Source organism: Rhizobium sp. CFBP 8762 (genome assembly GCF_014841565.1).
Classification (GTDB): domain Bacteria; phylum Pseudomonadota; class Alphaproteobacteria; order Rhizobiales; family Rhizobiaceae; genus CFBP-8762.
In genome coordinates, this window is the sequence record NZ_JACYUD010000001.1 from 83,326 (window position 1) to 103,093 (window position 19,768).

The 19,768-nt window shown below is 56.6% G+C and carries 21 protein-coding genes; 9 read left to right on the top strand and 12 right to left on the bottom strand.

Going from position 1 to position 19,768, the window contains the following annotated elements; genetic code table 11:
- Window positions 1-44: 44 nt before the first annotated feature.
- The 3 genes from IFT84_RS00365 to IFT84_RS00375 all read left to right on the top strand — a co-directional run bounded on the left by IFT84_RS00365 (window position 45) and on the right by IFT84_RS00375 (window position 2,227).
- A complete protein-coding gene (locus tag IFT84_RS00365) occupies window positions 45-509 on the top strand; it encodes a MarR family winged helix-turn-helix transcriptional regulator (protein ID WP_192116669.1) in 465 nt (154 codons plus the stop codon).
- A gap of 110 nt (window positions 510-619) precedes the next feature.
- Window positions 620-1,357 (top strand): SDR family oxidoreductase, encoded by a 738-nt coding sequence (locus IFT84_RS00370; RefSeq protein WP_192116670.1) that lies wholly within the window; start codon window positions 620-622, stop codon window positions 1,355-1,357.
- 27 nt (window positions 1,358-1,384) lie between these two features.
- A complete protein-coding gene (locus IFT84_RS00375; protein ID WP_192116671.1) occupies window positions 1,385-2,227 on the top strand; it encodes a fumarylacetoacetate hydrolase family protein in 843 nt (280 codons plus the stop codon).
- A gap of 62 nt (window positions 2,228-2,289) precedes the next feature.
- On the opposite strand, the gene hupB is transcribed toward IFT84_RS00375, so the two are convergent.
- The 10 genes from hupB to IFT84_RS00425 form a co-directional block, all read right to left on the bottom strand.
- Complete coding sequence (gene hupB, locus IFT84_RS00380) at window positions 2,290-2,565, bottom strand: DNA-binding protein HupB (RefSeq protein ID WP_192116672.1); 276 nt, start codon at window positions 2,563-2,565, stop codon at window positions 2,290-2,292.
- A gap of 365 nt (window positions 2,566-2,930) precedes the next feature.
- On the bottom strand, window positions 2,931-5,351 hold the full coding sequence (lon, locus tag IFT84_RS00385; protein WP_192116673.1) for an endopeptidase La: 2,421 nt from the start codon (window positions 5,349-5,351) through the stop codon (window positions 2,931-2,933).
- A 283-nt stretch (window positions 5,352-5,634) separates the two neighbouring features.
- On the bottom strand, window positions 5,635-6,912 hold the full coding sequence (clpX, locus tag IFT84_RS00390; RefSeq protein ID WP_192116674.1) for an ATP-dependent Clp protease ATP-binding subunit ClpX: 1,278 nt from the start codon (window positions 6,910-6,912) through the stop codon (window positions 5,635-5,637).
- 295 nt (window positions 6,913-7,207) lie between these two features.
- Window positions 7,208-7,837 (bottom strand): ATP-dependent Clp protease proteolytic subunit, encoded by a 630-nt coding sequence (locus IFT84_RS00395; protein ID WP_192116675.1) that lies wholly within the window; start codon window positions 7,835-7,837, stop codon window positions 7,208-7,210.
- A gap of 168 nt (window positions 7,838-8,005) precedes the next feature.
- Window positions 8,006-9,556, bottom strand: coding sequence for a phospholipase D family protein (locus tag IFT84_RS00400; RefSeq protein WP_192116676.1), 1,551 nt, complete (start codon window positions 9,554-9,556; stop codon window positions 8,006-8,008).
- A 34-nt stretch (window positions 9,557-9,590) separates the two neighbouring features.
- Window positions 9,591-10,436: an endonuclease/exonuclease/phosphatase family protein gene (locus IFT84_RS00405; protein WP_192116677.1), complete on the bottom strand. Its 846-nt coding sequence runs from the start codon at window positions 10,434-10,436 to the stop codon at window positions 9,591-9,593.
- Between the two features lie 80 nt (window positions 10,437-10,516).
- Window positions 10,517-10,861, bottom strand: coding sequence for a cupin domain-containing protein (locus tag IFT84_RS00410; protein ID WP_192116678.1), 345 nt, complete (start codon window positions 10,859-10,861; stop codon window positions 10,517-10,519).
- A 7-nt stretch (window positions 10,862-10,868) separates the two neighbouring features.
- On the bottom strand, window positions 10,869-12,149 hold the full coding sequence (locus IFT84_RS00415; RefSeq protein ID WP_192116679.1) for an O-acetylhomoserine aminocarboxypropyltransferase: 1,281 nt from the start codon (window positions 12,147-12,149) through the stop codon (window positions 10,869-10,871).
- A gap of 12 nt (window positions 12,150-12,161) precedes the next feature.
- The gene (locus IFT84_RS00420) at window positions 12,162-12,590 is read right to left on the bottom strand and encodes a CoA-binding protein (protein ID WP_192116680.1); all 429 of its coding nucleotides are present in this window, start codon (window positions 12,588-12,590) and stop codon (window positions 12,162-12,164) included.
- A gap of 30 nt (window positions 12,591-12,620) precedes the next feature.
- On the bottom strand, window positions 12,621-13,052 hold the full coding sequence (locus IFT84_RS00425; RefSeq protein WP_192116681.1) for a VOC family protein: 432 nt from the start codon (window positions 13,050-13,052) through the stop codon (window positions 12,621-12,623).
- A gap of 89 nt (window positions 13,053-13,141) precedes the next feature.
- Between IFT84_RS00425 and IFT84_RS00430 the strand changes: the two genes are divergently transcribed.
- On the top strand, window positions 13,142-13,978 hold the full coding sequence (locus IFT84_RS00430; RefSeq protein WP_192116682.1) for an EamA family transporter: 837 nt from the start codon (window positions 13,142-13,144) through the stop codon (window positions 13,976-13,978).
- A 10-nt stretch (window positions 13,979-13,988) separates the two neighbouring features.
- Here the strand turns inward: IFT84_RS00430 and IFT84_RS00435 are convergent, their stop codons facing one another.
- The gene (locus IFT84_RS00435) at window positions 13,989-14,801 is read right to left on the bottom strand and encodes an enoyl-CoA hydratase-related protein (protein ID WP_192116683.1); all 813 of its coding nucleotides are present in this window, start codon (window positions 14,799-14,801) and stop codon (window positions 13,989-13,991) included.
- Between the two features lie 290 nt (window positions 14,802-15,091).
- Between IFT84_RS00435 and rplM the strand changes: the two genes are divergently transcribed.
- The 3 genes from rplM (at window position 15,092) to argC (ending at window position 17,166) form a co-directional block, all read left to right on the top strand.
- Entirely contained in the window at window positions 15,092-15,556 is a 465-nt protein-coding gene (gene rplM, locus IFT84_RS00440; RefSeq protein ID WP_192116684.1) for a 50S ribosomal protein L13, read from the top strand.
- 2 nt (window positions 15,557-15,558) lie between these two features.
- A complete protein-coding gene (gene rpsI / locus IFT84_RS00445; RefSeq protein ID WP_192116685.1) occupies window positions 15,559-16,032 on the top strand; it encodes a 30S ribosomal protein S9 in 474 nt (157 codons plus the stop codon).
- 198 nt (window positions 16,033-16,230) lie between these two features.
- On the top strand, window positions 16,231-17,166 hold the full coding sequence (gene argC / locus IFT84_RS00450) for an N-acetyl-gamma-glutamyl-phosphate reductase (RefSeq protein WP_192116686.1): 936 nt from the start codon (window positions 16,231-16,233) through the stop codon (window positions 17,164-17,166).
- On the opposite strand, the gene IFT84_RS00455 is transcribed toward argC, so the two are convergent.
- Window positions 17,155-18,261, bottom strand: coding sequence for a COX15/CtaA family protein (locus IFT84_RS00455; protein WP_342212828.1), 1,107 nt, complete (start codon window positions 18,259-18,261; stop codon window positions 17,155-17,157). The genes argC and IFT84_RS00455 overlap by 12 nt on opposite strands.
- A gap of 195 nt (window positions 18,262-18,456) precedes the next feature.
- On the opposite strand from IFT84_RS00455, the gene IFT84_RS00460 reads away from it, so the two are divergent.
- Window positions 18,457-18,669: a DUF2842 domain-containing protein gene (locus IFT84_RS00460; protein WP_192116687.1), complete on the top strand. Its 213-nt coding sequence runs from the start codon at window positions 18,457-18,459 to the stop codon at window positions 18,667-18,669.
- Window positions 18,609-19,757 carry a GNAT family N-acetyltransferase gene (locus IFT84_RS00465; RefSeq protein ID WP_192116688.1) on the top strand — a complete coding sequence of 383 codons (1,149 nt, stop codon included), beginning with the start codon at window positions 18,609-18,611 and terminating at the stop codon, window positions 19,755-19,757. The genes IFT84_RS00460 and IFT84_RS00465 overlap by 61 nt, the downstream gene beginning before the upstream one ends.
- Window positions 19,758-19,768 lie beyond the last annotated feature (11 nt).

Genomic DNA, 19,768 nt, shown 5'->3' on the forward strand with positions numbered 1-19,768 from the left:
AACCACAGTTTGACATGCCCCCTCACCATATACATATATGGGTTATGAGACAAACCTTCGACGTGGCTGACAAACTGTTTGATCTTTACCACCGCATCTACCGGCTGGTGAATGATTGCATGACCGAACAAGGGGTATCCCTTGCGCGCAGCAAATTCCTGTATTTTCTGAGCCGTCTGGGTCCCTGCCGCTCTACCGATCTGGCATGTGCACTGAATTTTGCTCCGCGCACCGTGACAGAAGCCATCGACGGGCTGGAGCGTGACAAGCTGGTTGTCCGCCAGCCTGATCCGGAAGATCGTCGCGCGAAGATCGTCTCCATCACTGATATGGGGACGACAGTGCTGATGGCGGCCGAGAATCCCAAGAAAGAGATTATCAACGAAATCTTTACCGCGCTTGATGACGAACAGTTGAAACAACTGTCTGACATCATCGAAGCGTTGGCAAGGAAAGCCGACGAAATCTCCAAGCGTTCTGCGGATGAACCGGCCAAGCGGACTGCTTGATCCGGTTCGCCAACCCACTCTTTTCTATGGAAATGCGTCTGCCTTCTTGACAAGATACCCGCCCGGCATGTCTGTGGCATCGGGGCATTTTGTTATGGAGAGATAGATCTATGGCCGGACAACTGGCAGGCAAACGCGCGGTGATTACAGCTGCGGCGCAAGGCATCGGCCTTGCTGCAGCGCAGGCCTTTCAGCGCGAAGGCGCAACGGTTATCGCGACGGATATCAACAGTGAAAAGCTCTCGGAGCTGGCATCGACCGGCTTGGCCACAGCACGGCTGGACGTGCGGGATCGCCAGGCCATCACGTCGTTTGCAGAACAAACCGGATCGATTGATATTCTCTTCAACTGCGCCGGTTTCGTACATGGCGGCACGATTCTCGAGGCGCGCGAAGAGGATTTCGATCTCGCCTTCGATCTGAATGTGAAATCGATGTTTCACATGATTCGGGCGTTCCTTCCCGGCATGATTGATCGGGGCGGCGGCTCCATCATCAACATGTCGTCTGTTGCAGGCGTTCCCGCTGGTGTTCCCAACCGCTTTGTCTATTCCGCCAGCAAAGCGGCTGTCATCGGCCTGACGAAATCCATTGCAATCGATTATATCAAGCAGAACATTCGTTGCAACGCCATCGCCCCCGGTACTGTTCAGTCGCCATCTTTGGAAGAACGAATGCATGCGCAAGGCGACTACACCCAAGCGCGCGCCGCGTTCATTGCGCGCCAGCCCATGGGGCGTCTTGGCACCCCTGAGGAGATTGCGGCGCTTGCCGTGTATCTTGCCAGCGATGGCGCAGCCTACACCACCGGCCACGTTCACGTTATTGACGGCGGCCTCAGCCTTTAACTTCACCGACTCATATTGGGAGAGACTATGAAACTGTTACGCTATGGCCCTCAAGGGCAGGAAAAGCCCGGCCTTCTGGACCAGGACGGCAAAATTCGGGATCTGTCCGGTCACATCCACGATGTGGCGGGCCAAGCGCTCCTGCCGGAAACGCTGGAACGTCTGCGGGCTCTGGACGTTGCGTCCCTCCCCGTTGTCGAGGGTTTCCCGCGTCTTGGTCCCTGCGTTGCCGGAACCGGCAAATTTATCTGCATTGGCCTGAACTATTCCGATCACGCCGCAGAGACTGGTGCCACCGTGCCCCCTGAGCCCATCATTTTCATGAAGGCGACATCGGCCATTTGCGGTCCGAACGACGATGTGGAAATTCCCCGCACCTCTCTGAAAACCGACTGGGAGGTCGAACTCGGCGTTGTCATCGGCAAGACAGCCAAGTACGTGTCCGAAGCCGATGCGCTCGACCATGTTGCTGGCTACTGCGTCATAAACGACGTTTCGGAACGCGCCTTTCAGGCCGAACGCTCCGGCCAGTGGACCAAGGGCAAATCAGCCGATACATTCGGTCCGACCGGCCCATGGCTTGTGACACAAGATGAAGTCGCTGATCCTCAAAACCTGAAAATGTGGCTGGAAGTGAATGGCCACCGCTATCAGGATGGCTCAACCAAGACGATGGTGTACGGCGTTCGTTACCTCGTCGCCTATCTCTCGCAGTTCATGAGCCTGCAACCCGGCGACATCATCTCCACCGGTACGCCGCCCGGCGTTGGCCTCGGCCAGAAGCCGAATGTGTTCCTCAAGGCTGGAGACGTTATGCGTCTGGGCATTGAAGGCTTAGGTGAACAGCAGCAGACCACGGTTCAGGCTTGAAGCGATAATACATAAAAAAGGCCCGGTTCGCACCGGGCCTTTTCCATTTCAGCCAACAGCTATTAGCTGTTAACCGCATCCTTCAGGCCCTTGCCTGCTGTGAACTTCGGTACGTTGCGGGCTGGAATATCAACCTCTGCGCCTGTCGAAGGGTTGCGACCCTTGGAGGCTTCGCGGCGACCGACCGTAAAGTTGCCGAAACCAACGAGGCGGATGTCGCCACCGTTCTTCAGTTCACCCTGAATCGTCTCAAAAACTGCGTCCACTGCGGACGTAGCATCGCCCTTGGACAAGCCGGACTTTTCGGCGACTGCGGCGACGAGCTCATTCTTATTCATGTTTCCACCCTTTCATACTGGTTTGAAACTGTCTGCGGCACACACTGAACTGTGGGTGCCGCGTGGGTAACTGTGAGTGTGCTGATTGTCGTTAACCGACATCACCACATCTGTTCTTGCCGCATCTCAGACTGGCCCGACGGATCCGGCAAATCTGGATGTATCGAATGACACCAGCCACTCGCTTTGCGGGCGGTATCAAAGCCTGGAGACGATTGCACGTCCCCCTTGCTCCGGCAACTCCAATCGCTCGCAAAGCCCGCAAATGCAAGGGTTTGCCACTGTTTTTAACGAAAAAGGCCAGCATAAATGCTGGCCTTCAACAGATTTGTCACGGAATGCGCGACAGGTTGGTCAAACCTGCTTTAGTGCGCGATTGTCTGCCCTGCATCGTCAGTCGCGTCGGTTGGCGTTACCGGCGTTGCCTGCGTCGCTGGATCCCATTCGATGGCCTCAGGCATGCGCAGAAGTGCGTGCTCGAGAACTTCACCCATGCGGGAAACCGGGATGATTTCCATGTTGTTTTTCACATTGTCCGGAATATCGGCCAGATCCTTGGCGTTCTCTTCCGGGATCAAGACTTTCTTGATACCGCCGCGAAGTGCAGCCAGCAGCTTTTCTTTCAAACCGCCAATCGGCAGCACGCGACCACGCAACGTAATCTCACCCGTCATGGCAACGTCCTTGGACACAGGAATGCCCGTCATGATCGACACGATTGCCGTGACCATGGCCACACCCGCTGACGGACCATCCTTGGGCGTTGCGCCTTCCGGCACATGCACGTGGATATCCGACTTGTCGAAACGTGGCGGCTCGATGCCGAAATCAACCGCGCGCGAACGAACGTAGGACGCCGCTGCCGAAATCGATTCCTTCATCACTTCCTTGAGGTTGCCCGTCACCGTCATGCGGCCCTTGCCGGGCATCATCACGCCTTCGATGGTCAGCAACTCGCCGCCCACTTCCGTCCAGGCAAGACCGGTGACAACACCGACCTGATCCTCGCGCTCAGCCTCACCGTGACGATAGCGCGGTACACCGAGGTAATCGTCCAGATTGGCAGCCTTGACCTCAACAGTCGTGACCTTGCCCTTAATGATCTCGGTCACCGCCTTACGCGCCAGCTTCATCAGTTCACGCTCGAAGCTGCGCACACCCGCCTCACGCGTGTAGGTCTGGATGATAGCCATCAAGGCCTCATCGTCCACCGAGAATTCCTGTGGCTTCAAGGCATGGTCACGAATGGCTTTTGGCAGAAGGTGACGCTTGGCAATTTCCAGCTTTTCCTCTTCTGTGTAGCCCGCAATACGGATGATTTCCATGCGGTCCATCAGCGGCGCTGGAATGTTCAACGTATTGGCGGTCGTGATGAACATGACGTTCGACAGGTCATATTCCACCTCAAGATAGTGGTCCATGAACGTCGAGTTCTGTTCCGGATCCAGCACCTCGAGCAAGGCCGATGACGGATCGCCACGGAAATCCTGACCCATCTTGTCGATTTCGTCGAGCAGGAAGAGCGGATTGGAGCGCTTGGCCTTCTTCATCGACTGAATGACCTTGCCGGGCATGGAACCGATATAGGTCCGACGATGGCCGCGAATTTCAGCCTCATCACGAACACCGCCCAGCGCCATGCGCACATATTCACGCCCTGTTGCGTTCGCAATCGAACGCGCCAACGACGTCTTGCCGACGCCCGGAGGACCGACGAGGCACAGGATCGGCCCTTTGATCTTGGTCGAACGCGCCTGCACGGCCAGATACTCGACAATGCGCTCCTTGACCTTATCCAGGCCAAAGTGGTCAATGTCCAGAATCTTCTCAGCGTTGTTGAGGTCCGTTTTGACTTTGGACTTCTTGTTCCACGGAATGCCCAGCAACCAATCCAGATAATTGCGCACCACGGTCGCTTCCGCTGACATAGGGCTCATCTGCTTCAGCTTCTTCACTTCGGCATCGGCCTTATCGCGGGCTTCCTTGGACAGCTTTGCCTTGGAAATACGGTCTTCTAGCTCGGCCATCTCGTCGCGGCCATCTTCGCCGTCGCCAAGCTCCTTCTGGATCGCCTTCATCTGTTCGTTCAAATAATATTCGCGCTGGGTCTTTTCCATCTGGCGCTTGACGCGCGAGCGGATACGCTTTTCCACCTGCAGCACGGAAATCTCGCCTTCCATGAAGCCAAGGGCTTTTTCAAAACGCGATTTGACGCTGGTTGTCTCCAGCATTTCCTGCTTTTCGACAATTTTGATCGACAAGTGTGACGCGACCGTATCAGCCAGCTTGGAATAGTCGTCGATCTGGCTTGCAGCACCCACGACTTCCGGCGAAATCTTCTTATTGAGTTTAACGTAGCTTTCGAATTCCGAAACCACGGACCGGCTCAGCGCTTCAATCTCGACGGGGTCTTCCTCAGGCTCGACCAGCACATGGGCCATCGCCTCGTAGAACTCTTCGCGCTTATTGTAGCCATCGATCTCGGCGCGTGCCTTGCCTTCAACCAGCACCTTGACGGTGCCATCCGGCAATTTCAACAACTGCAGCACGTTGGCGATGGTGCCGATCTGGTAGATGGCAGCCGGTTCCGGATCATCATCACTGGCGTTGATCTGGGTTGCAAGCATGATCTGCTTGTCTGTGCCCATCACCTCTTCCAGCGCGCGAATGGACTTTTCGCGACCGACAAACAGCGGCACAATCATGTGCGGAAACACAACGATGTCACGCAGAGGAAGCACCGGATAGGTCGCGTTCTCTGCTGCGGGCGACGTTTTGCTCGTCATATTACATCCTTTCATCGCCCCGTTACCGGGCGCGTTGCCAACGGCCTGAAAGCGCCGAAGGACCTTATTCTTTCCACGTAGAAGTGGCGTGTCGTTGACAGCATTTCAAGGCTCAGACGATTGGAGCAAGCGGCGTTCCGCGCCCAATCTTCTTTCAAATGCCACGAACGATTTGCGAAGGACTATATTTCACGGTTCACGCAAAGAATAGTCAATTATGAAGCTTTTATCACGCAAAAAGCCCGCTTTCGCGGGCCTTTTTCTGTTTTTCAGTGAAAAGCAATCAGGCTGATACGTTTGCCTTTTCGTCTGTCCGCTCCGAATAGATATAGAGCGGACGGGCTGACCCCTTCACGACCTCGTCGGAGATCACAACCTCTTGAACACCTTCTAAAGTCGGAAGTTCAAACATGGTGTCCAGAAGGATCTTTTCCATGATCGACCGCAGACCACGCGCGCCGGTTTTGCGGATGATGGCGCGACGAGCAATCTCCCGCAGCGCATCTTCGTGGAAGGTCAGTTCCACATCTTCCATCTCAAACAGTCGCTGGTACTGCTTGATCAACGCGTTCTTTGGCTCAGACAGAATCTGGATAAGCGCATCCTCGTCCAGATCTTCCAGCGTTGCCAGAACAGGCAGACGACCAATGAATTCCGGAATAAGGCCGAACTTCACCAGATCTTCCGGCTCCAGTTCACGCAACACTTCACCGACGCGACGATCTTCCGGTGCACGAACCGAAGCACCAAAGCCGATGGAGGTTTTCTCGCCGCGAGCCGAAATGATTTTGTCCAGACCGGCAAACGCACCGCCGCAGATGAACAGGATATTCGTGGTATCAACCTGCAGGAACTCCTGTTGGGGATGCTTGCGCCCACCCTGTGGCGGCACAGACGCAACCGTGCCTTCCATAATCTTCAACAGCGCCTGCTGCACGCCCTCACCCGACACGTCGCGTGTAATTGACGGATTGTCCGACTTGCGGGAAATCTTGTCAACTTCATCAATGTAGACAATGCCGCGCTGCGCACGCTCAACGTTGTAGTCAGCCGACTGGAGCAGTTTGAGAATGATGTTTTCCACATCCTCGCCTACATAGCCTGCTTCCGTCAGCGTCGTTGCGTCCGCCATGGTGAAAGGCACATCAATAATGCGTGCCAGCGTCTGCGCCAGATAGGTCTTGCCGCAACCGGTTGGGCCGACCAACATGATGTTGGACTTTGCCAGTTCCACATCGCTGCCCTTGGCGGCGTGGGCCAAGCGCTTGTAATGGTTGTGAACGGCAACGGACAGGATACGCTTTGCCTGTTGCTGGCCGATGACGTACTCATCCAGAACCTTGATAATTTCCTGTGGGGTTGGAACGCCATCCCTCGACTTGACCATCGAGGTTTTGTTCTCTTCCCGAATAATGTCCATGCACAATTCAACGCATTCATCGCAGATGAACACCGTCGGTCCTGCAATCAGCTTGCGGACTTCGTGCTGGCTCTTGCCGCAAAACGAACAATAAAGCGTATTCTTCGAGTCACCGCCGTTGCTACCGCTGACCTTGCTCATATCATCTTCCTTCCAGCATGCCGCGTGAACTCGAAAAGCCCCGCCGGACACCTCAAACCGCTTGGGCGAAAAAGCCGCTCCGCTTTAAGCGGCTTTTCCTACAAGCTTCGGGAGCATTCACCGGCATCCACACTTTGTTTCACCGGTTGCAACGAACACCCAACTCTTCTGCCGATGCTATCCACGAACACATCAAGGGAGCATTAACAGCCTATACTAACGTCTTTCACGGCCAGATAAAGGGTGTGACCATTACATTTATGTCACACAGCTTAAAAGGGCCTGCGTCGTTGCCTTACGCAGCCGCCTCTTCCAGCGCGACGCGGGAGCTGATGACCTTGTCAATCACGCCCCAATCCATTGCCTCGTCCGAAGTCATGAAGTGGTCACGATCCAGCGTCTTTTCAACTTCCTCATAGGTACGGCCGCAATGCTTGACGTAAATTTCATTCAGGCGCTTCTTCATCTTAATGATGTCGCGCGCATGACGCTCGATATCGGACGCCTGACCGGAAAAACCGCCGGACGGCTGGTGTACCATGATCCGGGAGTTCGGCGTCGCCATCCGCATATCCTTGTGGCCGGCAGCCAGCAGCAGCGAACCCATGGATGCTGCCTGCCCGATGCACAGCGTGGAGACGGCAGGCTTGATAAATTGCATGGTGTCGTAAATCGCCATGCCGGCGGTCACCACACCACCGGGAGAGTTGATGTAGAGGGCAATTTCTTTCTTCGGGTTTTCTGCTTCCAGAAAGAGAAGCTGCGCGCAGACAAGCGTCGCCGTGTGATCTTCCACCGGACCGGTCAGGAAGATGATTCGCTCTTTCAGCAGGCGCGAAAAAATATCGTAGGAACGTTCGCCGCGGTTTGTCTGCTCGACAACCATCGGCACCAGTGCCATGGCGGTATCAACTGGATTTTTCATGTCAAACCTTCGTCAATCTGGCCCGGAAACCCTTTGGCCCAAAAACCCTGTGGAATACCGGGAATCATTACTCTTCTTCCGTCCTTACATAGAGTGTCAATGCCCCTGACTTCAAGACGCGACACACGATAAGCTTGCCCCACCTGCACTTGGGCGGTGGATCACCAATCAAAGCTGCGATTCGATGGGCAGGAAGGAAATGACCTTGGCCGTCAGGCGACGATAGAAACCCACCTCGGGCTCGCGCCTGGACAGACGGCCTCTTCCCTCGTGTGTGTCCTGCCAGACGATTCGCCCGCCATCCAGATCAAGCTGAAAGCTGTTGACCGCCGATGTCTCATCCGCAAAGACTTGCCGCACCTCTTCCACCAGGGCTTGCTGGCTGAACAGCACCCCCATCTCCGTGTTCAACGCAGCAGAGCGCGGGTCGAAGTTGAGAGAACCGACAAATGCTGTCGTTCCGTCAACCGTAAAGGCTTTGGTATGAAGGCTCGCCCCCTTCGACCCAAAGATCGACAGCTTCTGCGGGTCGCCCATGTCTTTCAACTCGTAGAGCTTTATGCCATCCTCCAGCAGGGTTCGCCGGTACTTGGAATAGGCACCGTGGACCGCCGCCACGTCGGTGGCAGCCAGTGAATTGGTCAGCACGGACACATCGACCCCGTTGGCGACAAGCTCTGCAAACTCCTCCGTGCCGATAGGACCGGGGATGAAGTAAGGAGAAATGATCTGCAACTCGGATGTCGCAGCCTTGAGCACCGGCAGCAAATCCTGCAAAATCCAGTTTTCCGGTTGTTCGACATGGGCTTTCTCCGGCGGATCGAACACGATACGGGCTTTGTCAGTCCAGTGCAGCCCGTCACCGCTCATCAACTTTTGATCGACATGTTCAGCGCGTAGAAAATCGAGATACGGACGGGCAGCCGGTCCGGCAACGAGTTTCTTCAGTTTCTTGCGCAGCTTGGGCAAGCGATTGCGCCGCGCGCGGCCAAGCGCAGTAATCGGAAGCACGACGCCTGAATTCCAAAACGTATCAAACATGTGGCTGGTTTCGTCCACAACCGGGCCAACCATCACCATATCCAGATCGCGAAAATTCGAGGCTTCAGACGCATCGAAATAGGCGTCGCCAATATTGCGTCCGCCGACGATGGCGACCCGGTTATCGGCGATCCACGCTTTGTTGTGCATTCGGCGCGTGGCGGACCATGGCCGCAAAACCATTTCCAGACCACGGCGGATCGGTCCGTTCCGGTTCAGGCCGGGATTGAACAGCCGCACCTCGATATTGTCGTGGCGGCACAGTGCCAGATAGGCCTTGTCATGTTGCGATGCGTTGATATCGTCCAGCAGCAACCGCACCCGCACCCCGCGATCGGCTGCCTTGATCACCTCATAGGCCAGCAGCCCGCCGGTCAGATCGTCCTTCCAGTAGTAATACTGCAGATCGAGGCTGCGTCCGGCGTGGCGCGCCGTCATGACGCGGGCGATAAACGCTTCTACATTGCTGGCAACAAGACGCAGGCCGTTGAGACCTGAGTTCGCTGCCAGCATTGGCACGATAGCGCGATCCAACTCCGTTTCGTCTTCCTGTGCTGGCAGAACGTGCGACGGCTCCCCAACGGCTTTGCGCGCGAAGCGTCCATAAAAGTAGACGGCCAGAAACGAGGCGAGCGAAAAGCACACCACCAGAGCGATGACTGTGGAAATCACACCCATTACCACCTCGCTTTGCACCCCTTGCCGAGCGGGGTCAACGGGCCACGACCGTGTCTGGCATCGTGTCGAAAAACGCCATGGCCCGGTTCAGGTCCACATGCGCCTTGATCGGCAGATGATCGGACGCGACCCGGGCAGTCGGTGTGTTGTGAACCTCCACCGATCCCACCAGATTGTGCGGGCTACCCATAACCCGGTCCAGCGCCAGCACGGGGAAGCGCGAAGGAAAACTCGGCACCGTCGCCACTTCCGGATCAAACCGGGGGGACAGCCAGCGCAGCGATGAGCGGGTGCCCAGACGCCACTCATTGAGATCACCCATTAGAAGCGTTGGTTTGTCCTCCGCTGCATCCAGCGCGGCAACGATAGCCGCTGCCTGCTGGGCGCGCGAGTGCCGCAACAGGCCAAAATGAGCAGCGATGATGCGTAAAGGGCCAGCCGCCAGATCGAGATCGACAACCAGTGCCCCACGGGGCTCAATACCGGGCAGGCGGAGTTGGTGAACGTCCTGCACCACCCCTTCGCGAAAGAACAGGACATTGCCATGCCAGGCATGTCCCTTTTCGCTGTGGGCGGTGATCGGCACGGGAAGCAGATGACATTCGTCGCGAAGACGGTCCAGATTGAGCAGACCGGCACGCTCACCGAATCGCTGGTCAGCCTCTTGCAACGCAATGATATCGGCGTCGATTTCACAGATGACATCGATAATGCGGTCGGGGTCGAACCTCTTGTCCGTGCCGACGCATTTGTGAATGTTGTATGAGGCAATGACCGCCTTGCCATCCTGTGCCGTCAATGCAGGGGCGTCTGTCGCATCATTTCGGCTGCGAATTGCCGCCAGAATTCCTGCGCGCAGGCTGGTATGGGGTTGCCTCATTCATGTCTCTGCAAGTGGATTGCGATATTGCTTAACGAGATCGACGGAGCCATGGTTCCATTAAAATGGTAAGCAGTCGGCTATGTCCGGATAACATAGTCCTTGCGTGTGGTTTCCAGAACCTCCCAGGTTCCAGCAAATCCGGGGCGCACCACAAGGCTGACGCCGGGTCGCAAATCCACCACCTCGCCGCTGTCGGATGTCAGGATGGAATAGCCTGAAAGGATGTGGAAATACTCCCATTCATCATAGGATACCCGCCATTTTCCCGGCGTCGCTTCCCAGATTCCCGCATACAGACCCCCGGTCGCCTCATCGAAATTCCACGTTTTGAAGCGCGGATTTCCTTCCAGCACTCGCTCGGGCGCAGGGGCGCCCTCTTCGGGCTGAACGGACGCGGTATCAAAGTGCTGAATGGATGCCATGATGCTCTCAGAGTTTTGCAAGGGATTGTTGAAGATCAGCCAGAATATCGGCCACATCTTCTATGCCGACGGACAACCGCACCACATCCGGTCCGGCACCGGCGGCAACCAGTTGATCCTCGGTCAATTGCCGGTGGGTGGTGGATGCGGGATGAATGACCAGCGAGCGTGTATCACCGATATTGGCGAGGTGAGAAAACAGCTCCAACCCTTCCACGAAGCGTTTGCCTGCCTCGTACCCGCCTTTCAGGCCAAAGGTAAACACAGCGCCTGCGCCCTTTGGGGAATAGGCCTGTTGCAGAGCGTGGTTGGGATCGTCCTCAAGGCCCGCATAATTAACCCAGGACACCGCATCATGGTTTTGCAGCCAAGTCGCCACGGCCAGAGCGTTATCGCAATGGCGCTGCATGCGCAGCGGCAAGGTTTCGATGCCGGTCAGAAGCAAAAACGCATTGAACGGTGAGATTGCCGGTCCCAGATCGCGCAGGCCCAACACACGGCATGCAATGGCAAAGGCAAAATTTCCAAAGGTGGCGTGCAGCACCAGCCCGTTATATTCAGGCCGGGGCTCCGATAGCATCGGGTATTTGCCGGATTTCGACCAGTCGAACGTTCCGCCATCCACAATAATGCCGCCCATGGAATTGCCATGGCCGCCCATGAATTTCGTGAGCGAATGGATGACGATATCCGCACCGTGCTCGATAGGCCGGATCAGGTATGGCGTTGCCATGGTGTTATCGACAATCAACGGCAGTCCATGCGCTCTGGCCACCGCCGAAATGGCAGCAATATCCACAAATGTGCCACCGGGATTTGCAAGGCTCTCTATAAAAATCGCCTTGGTGCGATTGTCGATCTGGCTTTCCAAACTCGCCGTATCCATCGGATCAGCAAAGCGCACATGCCAGTCAAACGACTTGAAGGCATTGCTGAACTGGTTGATGGATCCACCGTAAAGCCGCTTGGCTGCAACAAAATTATCGCCCGGGCTCATCAAGGCGTGAAAAGCCAGAAGCTGTGCAGCATGGCCGGATGCGACAGCAACCGCCGCCGTGCCGCCCTCAAGCGCCGCAACCCGCTCTTCCAGAACCGCCTGCGTCGGGTTCATGATGCGGGTGTAGATGTTGCCGAACTCCTGCAAACCGAACAAAGCGGCAGCATGATCGGCATCGTTGAACACAAAGCTCGTTGTCTGGTAAATCGGCGTCGCCCGTGCACCGGTGGTTGGATCAGGGGCCGCACCGGCGTGAATGGCCAGTGTATTGAAGCCCGGATTATTCGCCATGCTCTCTCCCCTTCAGGCCATCAGCCTTGGTATTTCGATTGCCGGGCACCGGTCCATGACGACCTTGATGCCCTTGCTTTCTGCCTGTGCCGCTGCCGCATCATCGCGCACCGATAGCTGGCCCCAGAGAACGTTTGGCAATGGTGTCAGTGCCAGCACCTCCTCCACCACCTGTGGGAGTGCGCTGGCAGCGCGAAAAACATCGACCATATCGATAGCCTCAGGAATATCCGCCAACCGGGCATAGACGGTTTGCCCAAGGATTTCCTTGCCCGCCTGTCCGGGATTGACCGGAATGACCCGGTATCCACGCCGCAGCAGAAACGCCATCACGCGGTTGCTTGGACGGTCGGGGTTAGGGCTGGCCCCGACCAGCGCGATGACCGATGTATCTTTCAAAATTCCGGCCAGATATCCGTCCGAATAACGATCATGATCCATGCAAGCCTCGCACACTTTAAAACCGCCCGTCTATTCGGGCAGAACCAGATGACCATCATCATCCATCGGTACAAACGGATTATAGGCAATTTCCCAGAGATGACCATCAGGATCGGCCACGTAGCTGGAGTACCCGCCCCAGAACACCTTGTGCGGCGGCTTCACCGGTTGCGCGCCAGAGCGCACAAATTCGGCAAAGGTGTCGTCCACCGCAGCCTCGCTACCGAGGTTGTGGGCGAGTGTTACGCCGCTGAACCCGGTTTCCGTGTTGGTAACACCCGCATCATCGGCCAGCGCCGACCGTGAAAACAGGGCCAAGACCGTGCCCTTCAACTGTATGAACGTTATCGCGTCCTGCGACGCACTGGATTTGACCCAGCCGAGACGCTCGTAGAACGCGGTCGAAACCGACACATCGCTCACGCCTAGCGTTATCAACGATACTCTGCGATCAATCGGCATTACACCCCCCCACTATTTGATGATGACAGATTGCCCGGCGGCATTCTGCCAGATATCCCTTACACTTCAACCGATGGAATGAGGTCTGCGTGCCCTTAGACGTCTTAGCCCTTGTTCTATTGGGTGCCCTGCTTCATGCCACATGGAATGCGCTGGTCAAGGCCGGATCGGAGAAGTCGCTCGATGCAGCGATGGTCGCCCTTGGCGCAAGTGTCGTCGCGCTGGTGGCATTGCCATTCGTGCCCTTGCCCCCTCTGGCGATCTGGCCCTATGTTCTGGCATCGTTGGGCATCCATTTCACCTACTATCAGTTGGTCGCCGCCGCCTACCGTGCAGGCGATATCGGCCTCGTCTACCCGCTGATGCGCGGCGTTGCTCCATTGATCGTGACTGCATCAAGCGGGTTGATCCTGAAAGAGCAGGTCAGTACCGGGGCCATGGTGGGCATTCTCACTATATGCTGCGGCATTCTCACCATGGCGGCAGAAGCGCGCCACGGCGGCAAACGGGCTATCCTATTGGCCCTTGCCAACGCGCTTGTCATCGCCGTCTATACTTTTGTCGATGGCATTGGCGCACGCGTGGCAGGAAACCCGGTTGCCTATACATTGTGGATTTCCCTGTTCCCGCCTATCCCGTTGTTTGCGTGGGCTATCGCGCGGCGCGGGCTGCGCCCCGTTCTCTTCCACGTCAGGCACAATTGGTGGCGTGGTCTCATCGGCGGCGCAGGGTCGATTGGCGCTTACGGTCTGGCGCTGTGGGCCATGACAAAAGCTCCTGTGGCCACCGTCGCGGCGCTGCGGGAAACGGCTATCCTGTTCGCAATCGTGATCTCGATCGTCTTTCTGAAAGAGAAAGTCAGCATCTGGCGATTCGCCGCCGCCTGCCTGATTGCGACCGGGGCTTTACTGCTGAAGCTTCTCTGAGCCAATCAATTCACGGCTCCCACACCGGCAATCGGTTTTCGAGGTAGGCGGCTGCACCCTTGCCTGCATCCTGTGACATCAGTCCCTCCACCAGAGCCGCGCCGCTGACTGCGTAGGCCTCATCCAAAGGCAATACTGCCTGACCCTGGAACACCCGCTTTGCGGCATTCAGTGCCTCCGGCGATTTCGACGCAATCACAGCGGCGTATTTGTCTACCACCTGCGACAGATACTGGCGCGGCACGATCCGGTTGACGAGCCCGAAATCCTTGGCTGTCGAAGCATCAATCGTTTCGCCAGTCAGCACCATTTCCATCGCCTGTTTGCGATGCGCAGCCCGTGAAACTGCGACAATGGCCGTTGCATCCAGCGCCCCGATATTCACGCCCGGCAAGCAGAAAGTCGAGGAATCAGTGCAGATGGCAAGATCGCAGGCGGCCACAAGCTGGCAGCCCGCCGCCGTGGCAAGTCCGTCAATTTCGGCGATGACGGGCTGATGAAGCGCCGACAGCTTTTGCACGAGAGCGGTGCTAGCCTGCGCCAGAACGGTATAGGCTGCCCTTCCTCCATCTTCATGAGACCGGTAGGCATTGATTTCTGCCAGATCAAAGCCTGCGGAAAAGTGGCTTCCCCGCGCACTGAGAATCACGACCCGTACATCGTCGGCCATCGCATCCAGTTCTGCACTGAGTGCAGACAGCATGGATGAGGACAAGGCGTTGACCGGGCCGTTGTTTAGCGTCAGGCGCACAACGCCGCCATTCTCTTCCCGCAATACGAGCCCGTCATCCGCGCTTTTTTTGAATGCCACAACATCCGCCATCGTCGTTTTCCTCTGGTTTCCATTGCTGGCTAGCCGCAAATTTTGGCGCTGGCAAGCTGATGAATTTGTGGTGCCATAATACCATATTGCTATATCATTGATTTAATTGACCAATCTCTATCGCTCCGAAAACTGCACTCCTTGACGGCCTCCAAGCCTTTCCCTATAAGCAGCCCTGTCGGCTCTGCTTTCAGGCAAACCGGCATTTTGTCATGGATTTCACAATCCGCGACAATTCAAGCAACAAGAAAAGCCCCGGTCGACCGGGGTCCAGATCGAAAGAATGTAACATGGCAACCTTCTCTCAGAAGCCTGCAGAGGTCGAGAAGAAGTGGATCATCATCGACGCCGAAGGGCTCGTCGTTGGTCGTCTCGCTTCCATCATTGCAAACCGTCTTCGCGGCAAGCACAAAGCAACATTCACACCTCACGTCGACGATGGTGACAATGTCATCGTCATCAACGCTGAGAAGGCCGTATTGACCGGCAAGAAGTACACTGACAAGAAGTACTACTGGCACACCGGCTATCCCGGCGGCATTAAGGAGCGCACAGCGCGCCAGATCATCGAAGGCCGCTTCCCGGAGCGCGTTCTCGAGAAAGCCGTTGAGCGCATGGTTCCCCGTGGTCCTCTCGGTCGTCGTCAGATGAAGAACCTGCGCGTTTACGCTGGCTCCTATCACCCGCATGAAGCCCAGCAGCCAGCCGTTCTCGATGTGGCAGCGCTGAACACCAAGAACACAAGGAGCGCCTGAGCATGGCTGATCTCTCTTCATTGAAAGACCTTGGCACGGCGACGGAAGCAACTGCTTCCGCTCCGGTACATGTCAAGAAGGTCGACGCTCAGGGCCGCTCCTACGCGACCGGCAAGCGTAAGAACGCTGTTGCCCGCGTCTGGGTCAAGCCCGGCACTGGCAAGATCACTGTTAACGGCAAGCCTTACGTTGCCTATTTCGCACGTCCGGTTCTGCAGATGATTCTGCAGCAGCCAATCGTTGCAGCAGCTCGTGACGGCCAGTTCGACATCGACGCAACCGTTGCCGGTGGCGGTCTTTCCGGCCAGGCCGGTGCCGTTCGTCACGGCATTTCCAAGGCGCTGACATACTTCGAGCCGGGCCTGCGCTCCGTTCTGAAGCGTGGCGGCTTCCTGACCCGCGACAGCCGCGTTGTCGAGCGCAAAAAGTACGGCCGCGCGAAAGCCCGTCGTTCGTTCCAGTTCTCGAAGCGTTAATCGTTCGGTTCATACCATTGGAAAAGGCGGGCTTGTCCCGCCTTTTTTGCGTTCCAGGCATATCTCCGACAGCGATTGCTGCTGTGACCATTGCCATGTATATCCTTGGCAACCACGAAGGTTGTCGTTGAGACATTGAATCAACGGTTCGCCAAAGTGATTCCGGATATGATTGCAAGTCTTTGAAAAGGCACCCCTATGAGCAAGGCGAAGATCTTTATTGATGGCGAACACGGCACCACGGGCTTGCAGATCCGCGCCCGCATGGCTGACCGCACCGATGTGGTGCTGCTGTCGATACCGGAGCAGGAACGCCGCAACGCAGGCTTGCGGGAAGAGCTTCTGAACAGTGCCGATATCGCCATTCTCTGCCTGCCGGATGATGCAGCCAGCGACGCTGTGGCCATGCTTGCCGATAACACGCATGTGCGCATTATCGACACCTCGACAGCCCATCGCACGTCTGAGACCTGGGCTTATGGTTTTGCGGAAATGGCGACCGATCAGGCCGACAAGATTCGCCGTTCGCGCACCGTTGCCAATCCCGGATGCTACCCGACAGGCGCCATTGGCCTGATCCGCCCTTTGCGCGCAGCCGGCCTCCTGCCGGATGGCTACCCCGTTACCGTGAACGCGGTTTCCGGCTACACCGGCGGCGGCAAGCAGATGATCGCGCAGTTCGAAGACCCCGCCAATGCGGACCCGATCACATCGCCGCATTTCCTCTATGGCCTCACCTTGAACCACAAGCATGTGCCGGAGATGAAGCTTCACGGCCTGCTGGACAGCGCGCCGATTTTCGCGCCCTCCGTCGGCAAATTCCCGCAGGGAATGATCGTGCAGGTGCCGCTCCATCTCGATCATCTGGCAGACGGCACGACACTGGAAACGGTCCACGACGCGCTGGCCGATCACTATGCCGGTCAGTCCGTCGTTGAGGTCGTACCCTTGGCGGCAAGCCAAAAGCTTGGCCGCATAGATGCGACGGAACTGGCAGGTCAGGACCGTATGAAGCTGTTTGTAACCGGCACTTCCGGCGGCCACCAGATCAATCTGGTCGCACTGCTGGACAATCTCGGTAAGGGCGCGTCAGGCGCTGCCGTGCAGAACATGGACCTGATGCTATCGAACTAACTGTCTAGCCAAAGGTTCATCGGGGTGTGGATACGCCCCGATGAAACCGCGCCAGTGGCTGACGGCAAAGGCCAGCACGACCAGAGCGCCACCCTGATGCAACACGCCCCACTGCACCGGCACGCGCAGAAGCAGCGTGATAATGCCGATGGTGGCCTGAATAGTGACAAGCGCAAACAGTATCACAGCGCGCCGAGCGTGGGTTGATTTTGGTGCCAGTCTCAGCGACGCAATCATGTGCGCCAGCACCACACCGAACAGCGCATAAGCGCCCAGGCGGTGAATGAACTGCACCGTCAGCGGATTTTCAAAGACGTTGATCCATGCAGGCTGATGTGAGAACAGTCCCTCCGGGATGATTGCATTATCGATCAATGGCCATTCATTGTAGGCAAAACCGGCATCAAGCCCGGCGACCAAAGCACCGAGATAGACCTGAAACAGCGTCATCACGGTGATCAGGATTGCAACTTTCTTTGAATGACGCGTCGGTGGTGCATCCTGATGCTGCGGACACAGCCCACGGTAAATCCAAACACAGGATGCGAAGATGAAACAGGCAATCATCAGGTGCGTCGCCAGGCGATACTGACTGACATCGGTACGCTCCACCAGACCTGATGACACCATCCACCAGCCGACAAACCCCTGCAACCCGCCCAGCGCCAATATGCCGAGCAGAGGAAGCTTTAGCCGCTTCTCAACCCGCCCCGTGACCCAGAAGACTGCCAGCGGCAACGCGAAGATGAGCCCGATAGCACGCGCCAGCAAACGGTGCGCCCACTCCCACCAGAAGATATATTTAAACTCATCAAGGCTCATGCCCCGGTTGATTTCCTGATATTGCGGTATCTGCCGGTAGAGTTGCAGTTCCTCTTCCCATTCGGCCGTGCTCAAGGGTGGAATGACGCCGTGGATCGGCTTCCACTGGGTGATGGAAAGGCCGGAATCGGTCAGTCGCGTGGCCCCTCCCACCAGCACCAGTGCGAAGAGGGCGAACAGCACCACGCCGAGCCATATCCTGAGATAACGGCGGTTGCGTTCGGTCCTGTCGCCATCGCGATAGGGAACGGTGTCGAGTTCAAGATGTGCCACGGTCATCATACTGCCTCATCGTCAAACTGCCAAACGCGTCTTGGCCCTGCTCATTTTCATTGATTTGCACCAGCGACCGATGCAAAACAAGGTTCAAACCTTTGCGGCATGGAGTCGCGGCGCCATTTTGTTGACGTTTGTTTTTAGCAAAACCGGTTTCCACGTGTCCTGACAAACTTATGAAGAAAGTAATCAATGCCCGTGCGCTTGAGAAAACTGATCGGTACTCTGCTGATCCTGGTTCTGGTGATTGCATACGCGTTGATTGCAACAACGTTTGCGTCTCTGCTGCTCGGCACATCCCCTTGGTGGGTTCACCTGATGTATTTCTTCCTGACGGGTCTCCTATGGATACTGCCGGCAATGCTGATCATACGCTGGATGGAAAAGCCGGTGAAGCCCCGCTGACCGAATTGCGCGAGCTGTCGTTTCGCCTTCATACAAATTTTGAGAGTATCGAGCACAACTGGCGGCAGCTTGAACAGATGCCATGGGTATCGCCGCATCAATCCCTACACTGGTGCAAGGCGTGGGTTGCAACACACGCATCGGAACTGGCGATTCTGGAAGGTCACAGCAGCGGCGAAACACATGTGATCCTGCCTCTGGAAATCATCCAGCGCGGCCCTTTCCGCACAGCGCAGTTTATCGGTACGCTCCACAGCAATTTGAACACCGGCCTGTTCACGCTTGAACACGGTGTTGACCTCCGCCGGGCTTTGAAGGGTATTGCCGATCTGGTTATTCTGGACCGGCTGCCAAGCATCGTCGCAGACAAGCCCAATCCGCTGGTGATCTCCGGCTCGGTTCGCAACCAAAACAGTGCATTTCAGTTGACCCTTCGTCCGACGATGGAGGCCACGCTTCAACAGTTGAATGCAAAACGACGGCGTAAGAAGTTTTCGCTTTCGCAACGGCGTATGCAGGCGCTCGGTGGATACAGTTACGTCATCGCCACCACGCCTGAGGAACATCGCGGCTTTCTCGATGCGTTTTTTGAGCAGAAAGCCGCCCGCTTTCAATCCTTGGATTTACCGGAGGTGTTTGGACAAGAGTCTATAAAAGCCTTTTTCCAGACTCTGGCCGCTGAGAATAGCGACCTCTTGCAAATGAACGCGATTCGGCTGCAGGATGGATCGAATACGCTGGTCGCGATAGCAGGACTGACCCACAAAGGCGGGCGCACGCTCTGCCAGTTCAGCTCGATCAACGAGACGGTCGCGGATGCCAGTCCCGGTGAACTTCTGTTTTACCACATGATTGAACGTGCCTGCCAAACCGGGCAAACCGTGTTTGATTTTGGCATCGGCGATCAGGCGTTCAAACGCTCGTGGTGCACGGTGGAAACGCCGCATTACGACACGGTCGTTCCCCTCACCTGGAAGGGACATATCGGTGCAGCCTTGTATCGGCTGCGTAACCGCCTTCTCACAGCACTGAAAACCCATCTGCGCCTTTACAGCCTCATACAATCTGCGCGCCGGAGACTAAGCTAAAGCACTTTCCG

Excerpts from the sequence above, each read along its gene's own strand:
- IFT84_RS00365 (WP_192116669.1), top strand. The coding sequence starts at position 45 with ATGAGACAAACCTTCGACGTGGCTGACAAACTGTTTGATCTTTACCAC.
- IFT84_RS00370 (WP_192116670.1), top strand. The coding sequence starts at position 620 with ATGGCCGGACAACTGGCAGGCAAACGCGCGGTGATTACAGCTGCGGCG.
- IFT84_RS00375 (WP_192116671.1), top strand. The coding sequence starts at position 1,385 with ATGAAACTGTTACGCTATGGCCCTCAAGGGCAGGAAAAGCCCGGCCTT.
- hupB (WP_192116672.1), bottom strand. The coding sequence starts at position 2,565 with ATGAATAAGAATGAGCTCGTCGCCGCAGTCGCCGAAAAGTCCGGCTTG.
- lon (WP_192116673.1), bottom strand. The coding sequence starts at position 5,351 with ATGACGAGCAAAACGTCGCCCGCAGCAGAGAACGCGACCTATCCGGTG.
- clpX (WP_192116674.1), bottom strand. The coding sequence starts at position 6,912 with ATGAGCAAGGTCAGCGGTAGCAACGGCGGTGACTCGAAGAATACGCTT.
- IFT84_RS00395 (WP_192116675.1), bottom strand. The coding sequence starts at position 7,837 with ATGAAAAATCCAGTTGATACCGCCATGGCACTGGTGCCGATGGTTGTC.
- IFT84_RS00400 (WP_192116676.1), bottom strand. The coding sequence starts at position 9,556 with ATGGGTGTGATTTCCACAGTCATCGCTCTGGTGGTGTGCTTTTCGCTC.
- IFT84_RS00405 (WP_192116677.1), bottom strand. The coding sequence starts at position 10,436 with ATGAGGCAACCCCATACCAGCCTGCGCGCAGGAATTCTGGCGGCAATT.
- IFT84_RS00410 (WP_192116678.1), bottom strand. The coding sequence starts at position 10,861 with ATGGCATCCATTCAGCACTTTGATACCGCGTCCGTTCAGCCCGAAGAG.
- IFT84_RS00415 (WP_192116679.1), bottom strand. The coding sequence starts at position 12,149 with ATGGCGAATAATCCGGGCTTCAATACACTGGCCATTCACGCCGGTGCG.
- IFT84_RS00420 (WP_192116680.1), bottom strand. The coding sequence starts at position 12,590 with ATGGATCATGATCGTTATTCGGACGGATATCTGGCCGGAATTTTGAAA.
- IFT84_RS00425 (WP_192116681.1), bottom strand. The coding sequence starts at position 13,052 with ATGCCGATTGATCGCAGAGTATCGTTGATAACGCTAGGCGTGAGCGAT.
- IFT84_RS00435 (WP_192116683.1), bottom strand. The coding sequence starts at position 14,801 with ATGGCGGATGTTGTGGCATTCAAAAAAAGCGCGGATGACGGGCTCGTA.
- rplM (WP_192116684.1), top strand. The coding sequence starts at position 15,092 with ATGGCAACCTTCTCTCAGAAGCCTGCAGAGGTCGAGAAGAAGTGGATC.
- rpsI (WP_192116685.1), top strand. The coding sequence starts at position 15,559 with ATGGCTGATCTCTCTTCATTGAAAGACCTTGGCACGGCGACGGAAGCA.
- argC (WP_192116686.1), top strand. The coding sequence starts at position 16,231 with ATGAGCAAGGCGAAGATCTTTATTGATGGCGAACACGGCACCACGGGC.
- IFT84_RS00460 (WP_192116687.1), top strand. The coding sequence starts at position 18,457 with ATGCCCGTGCGCTTGAGAAAACTGATCGGTACTCTGCTGATCCTGGTT.
- IFT84_RS00465 (WP_192116688.1), top strand. The coding sequence starts at position 18,609 with ATGGATACTGCCGGCAATGCTGATCATACGCTGGATGGAAAAGCCGGT.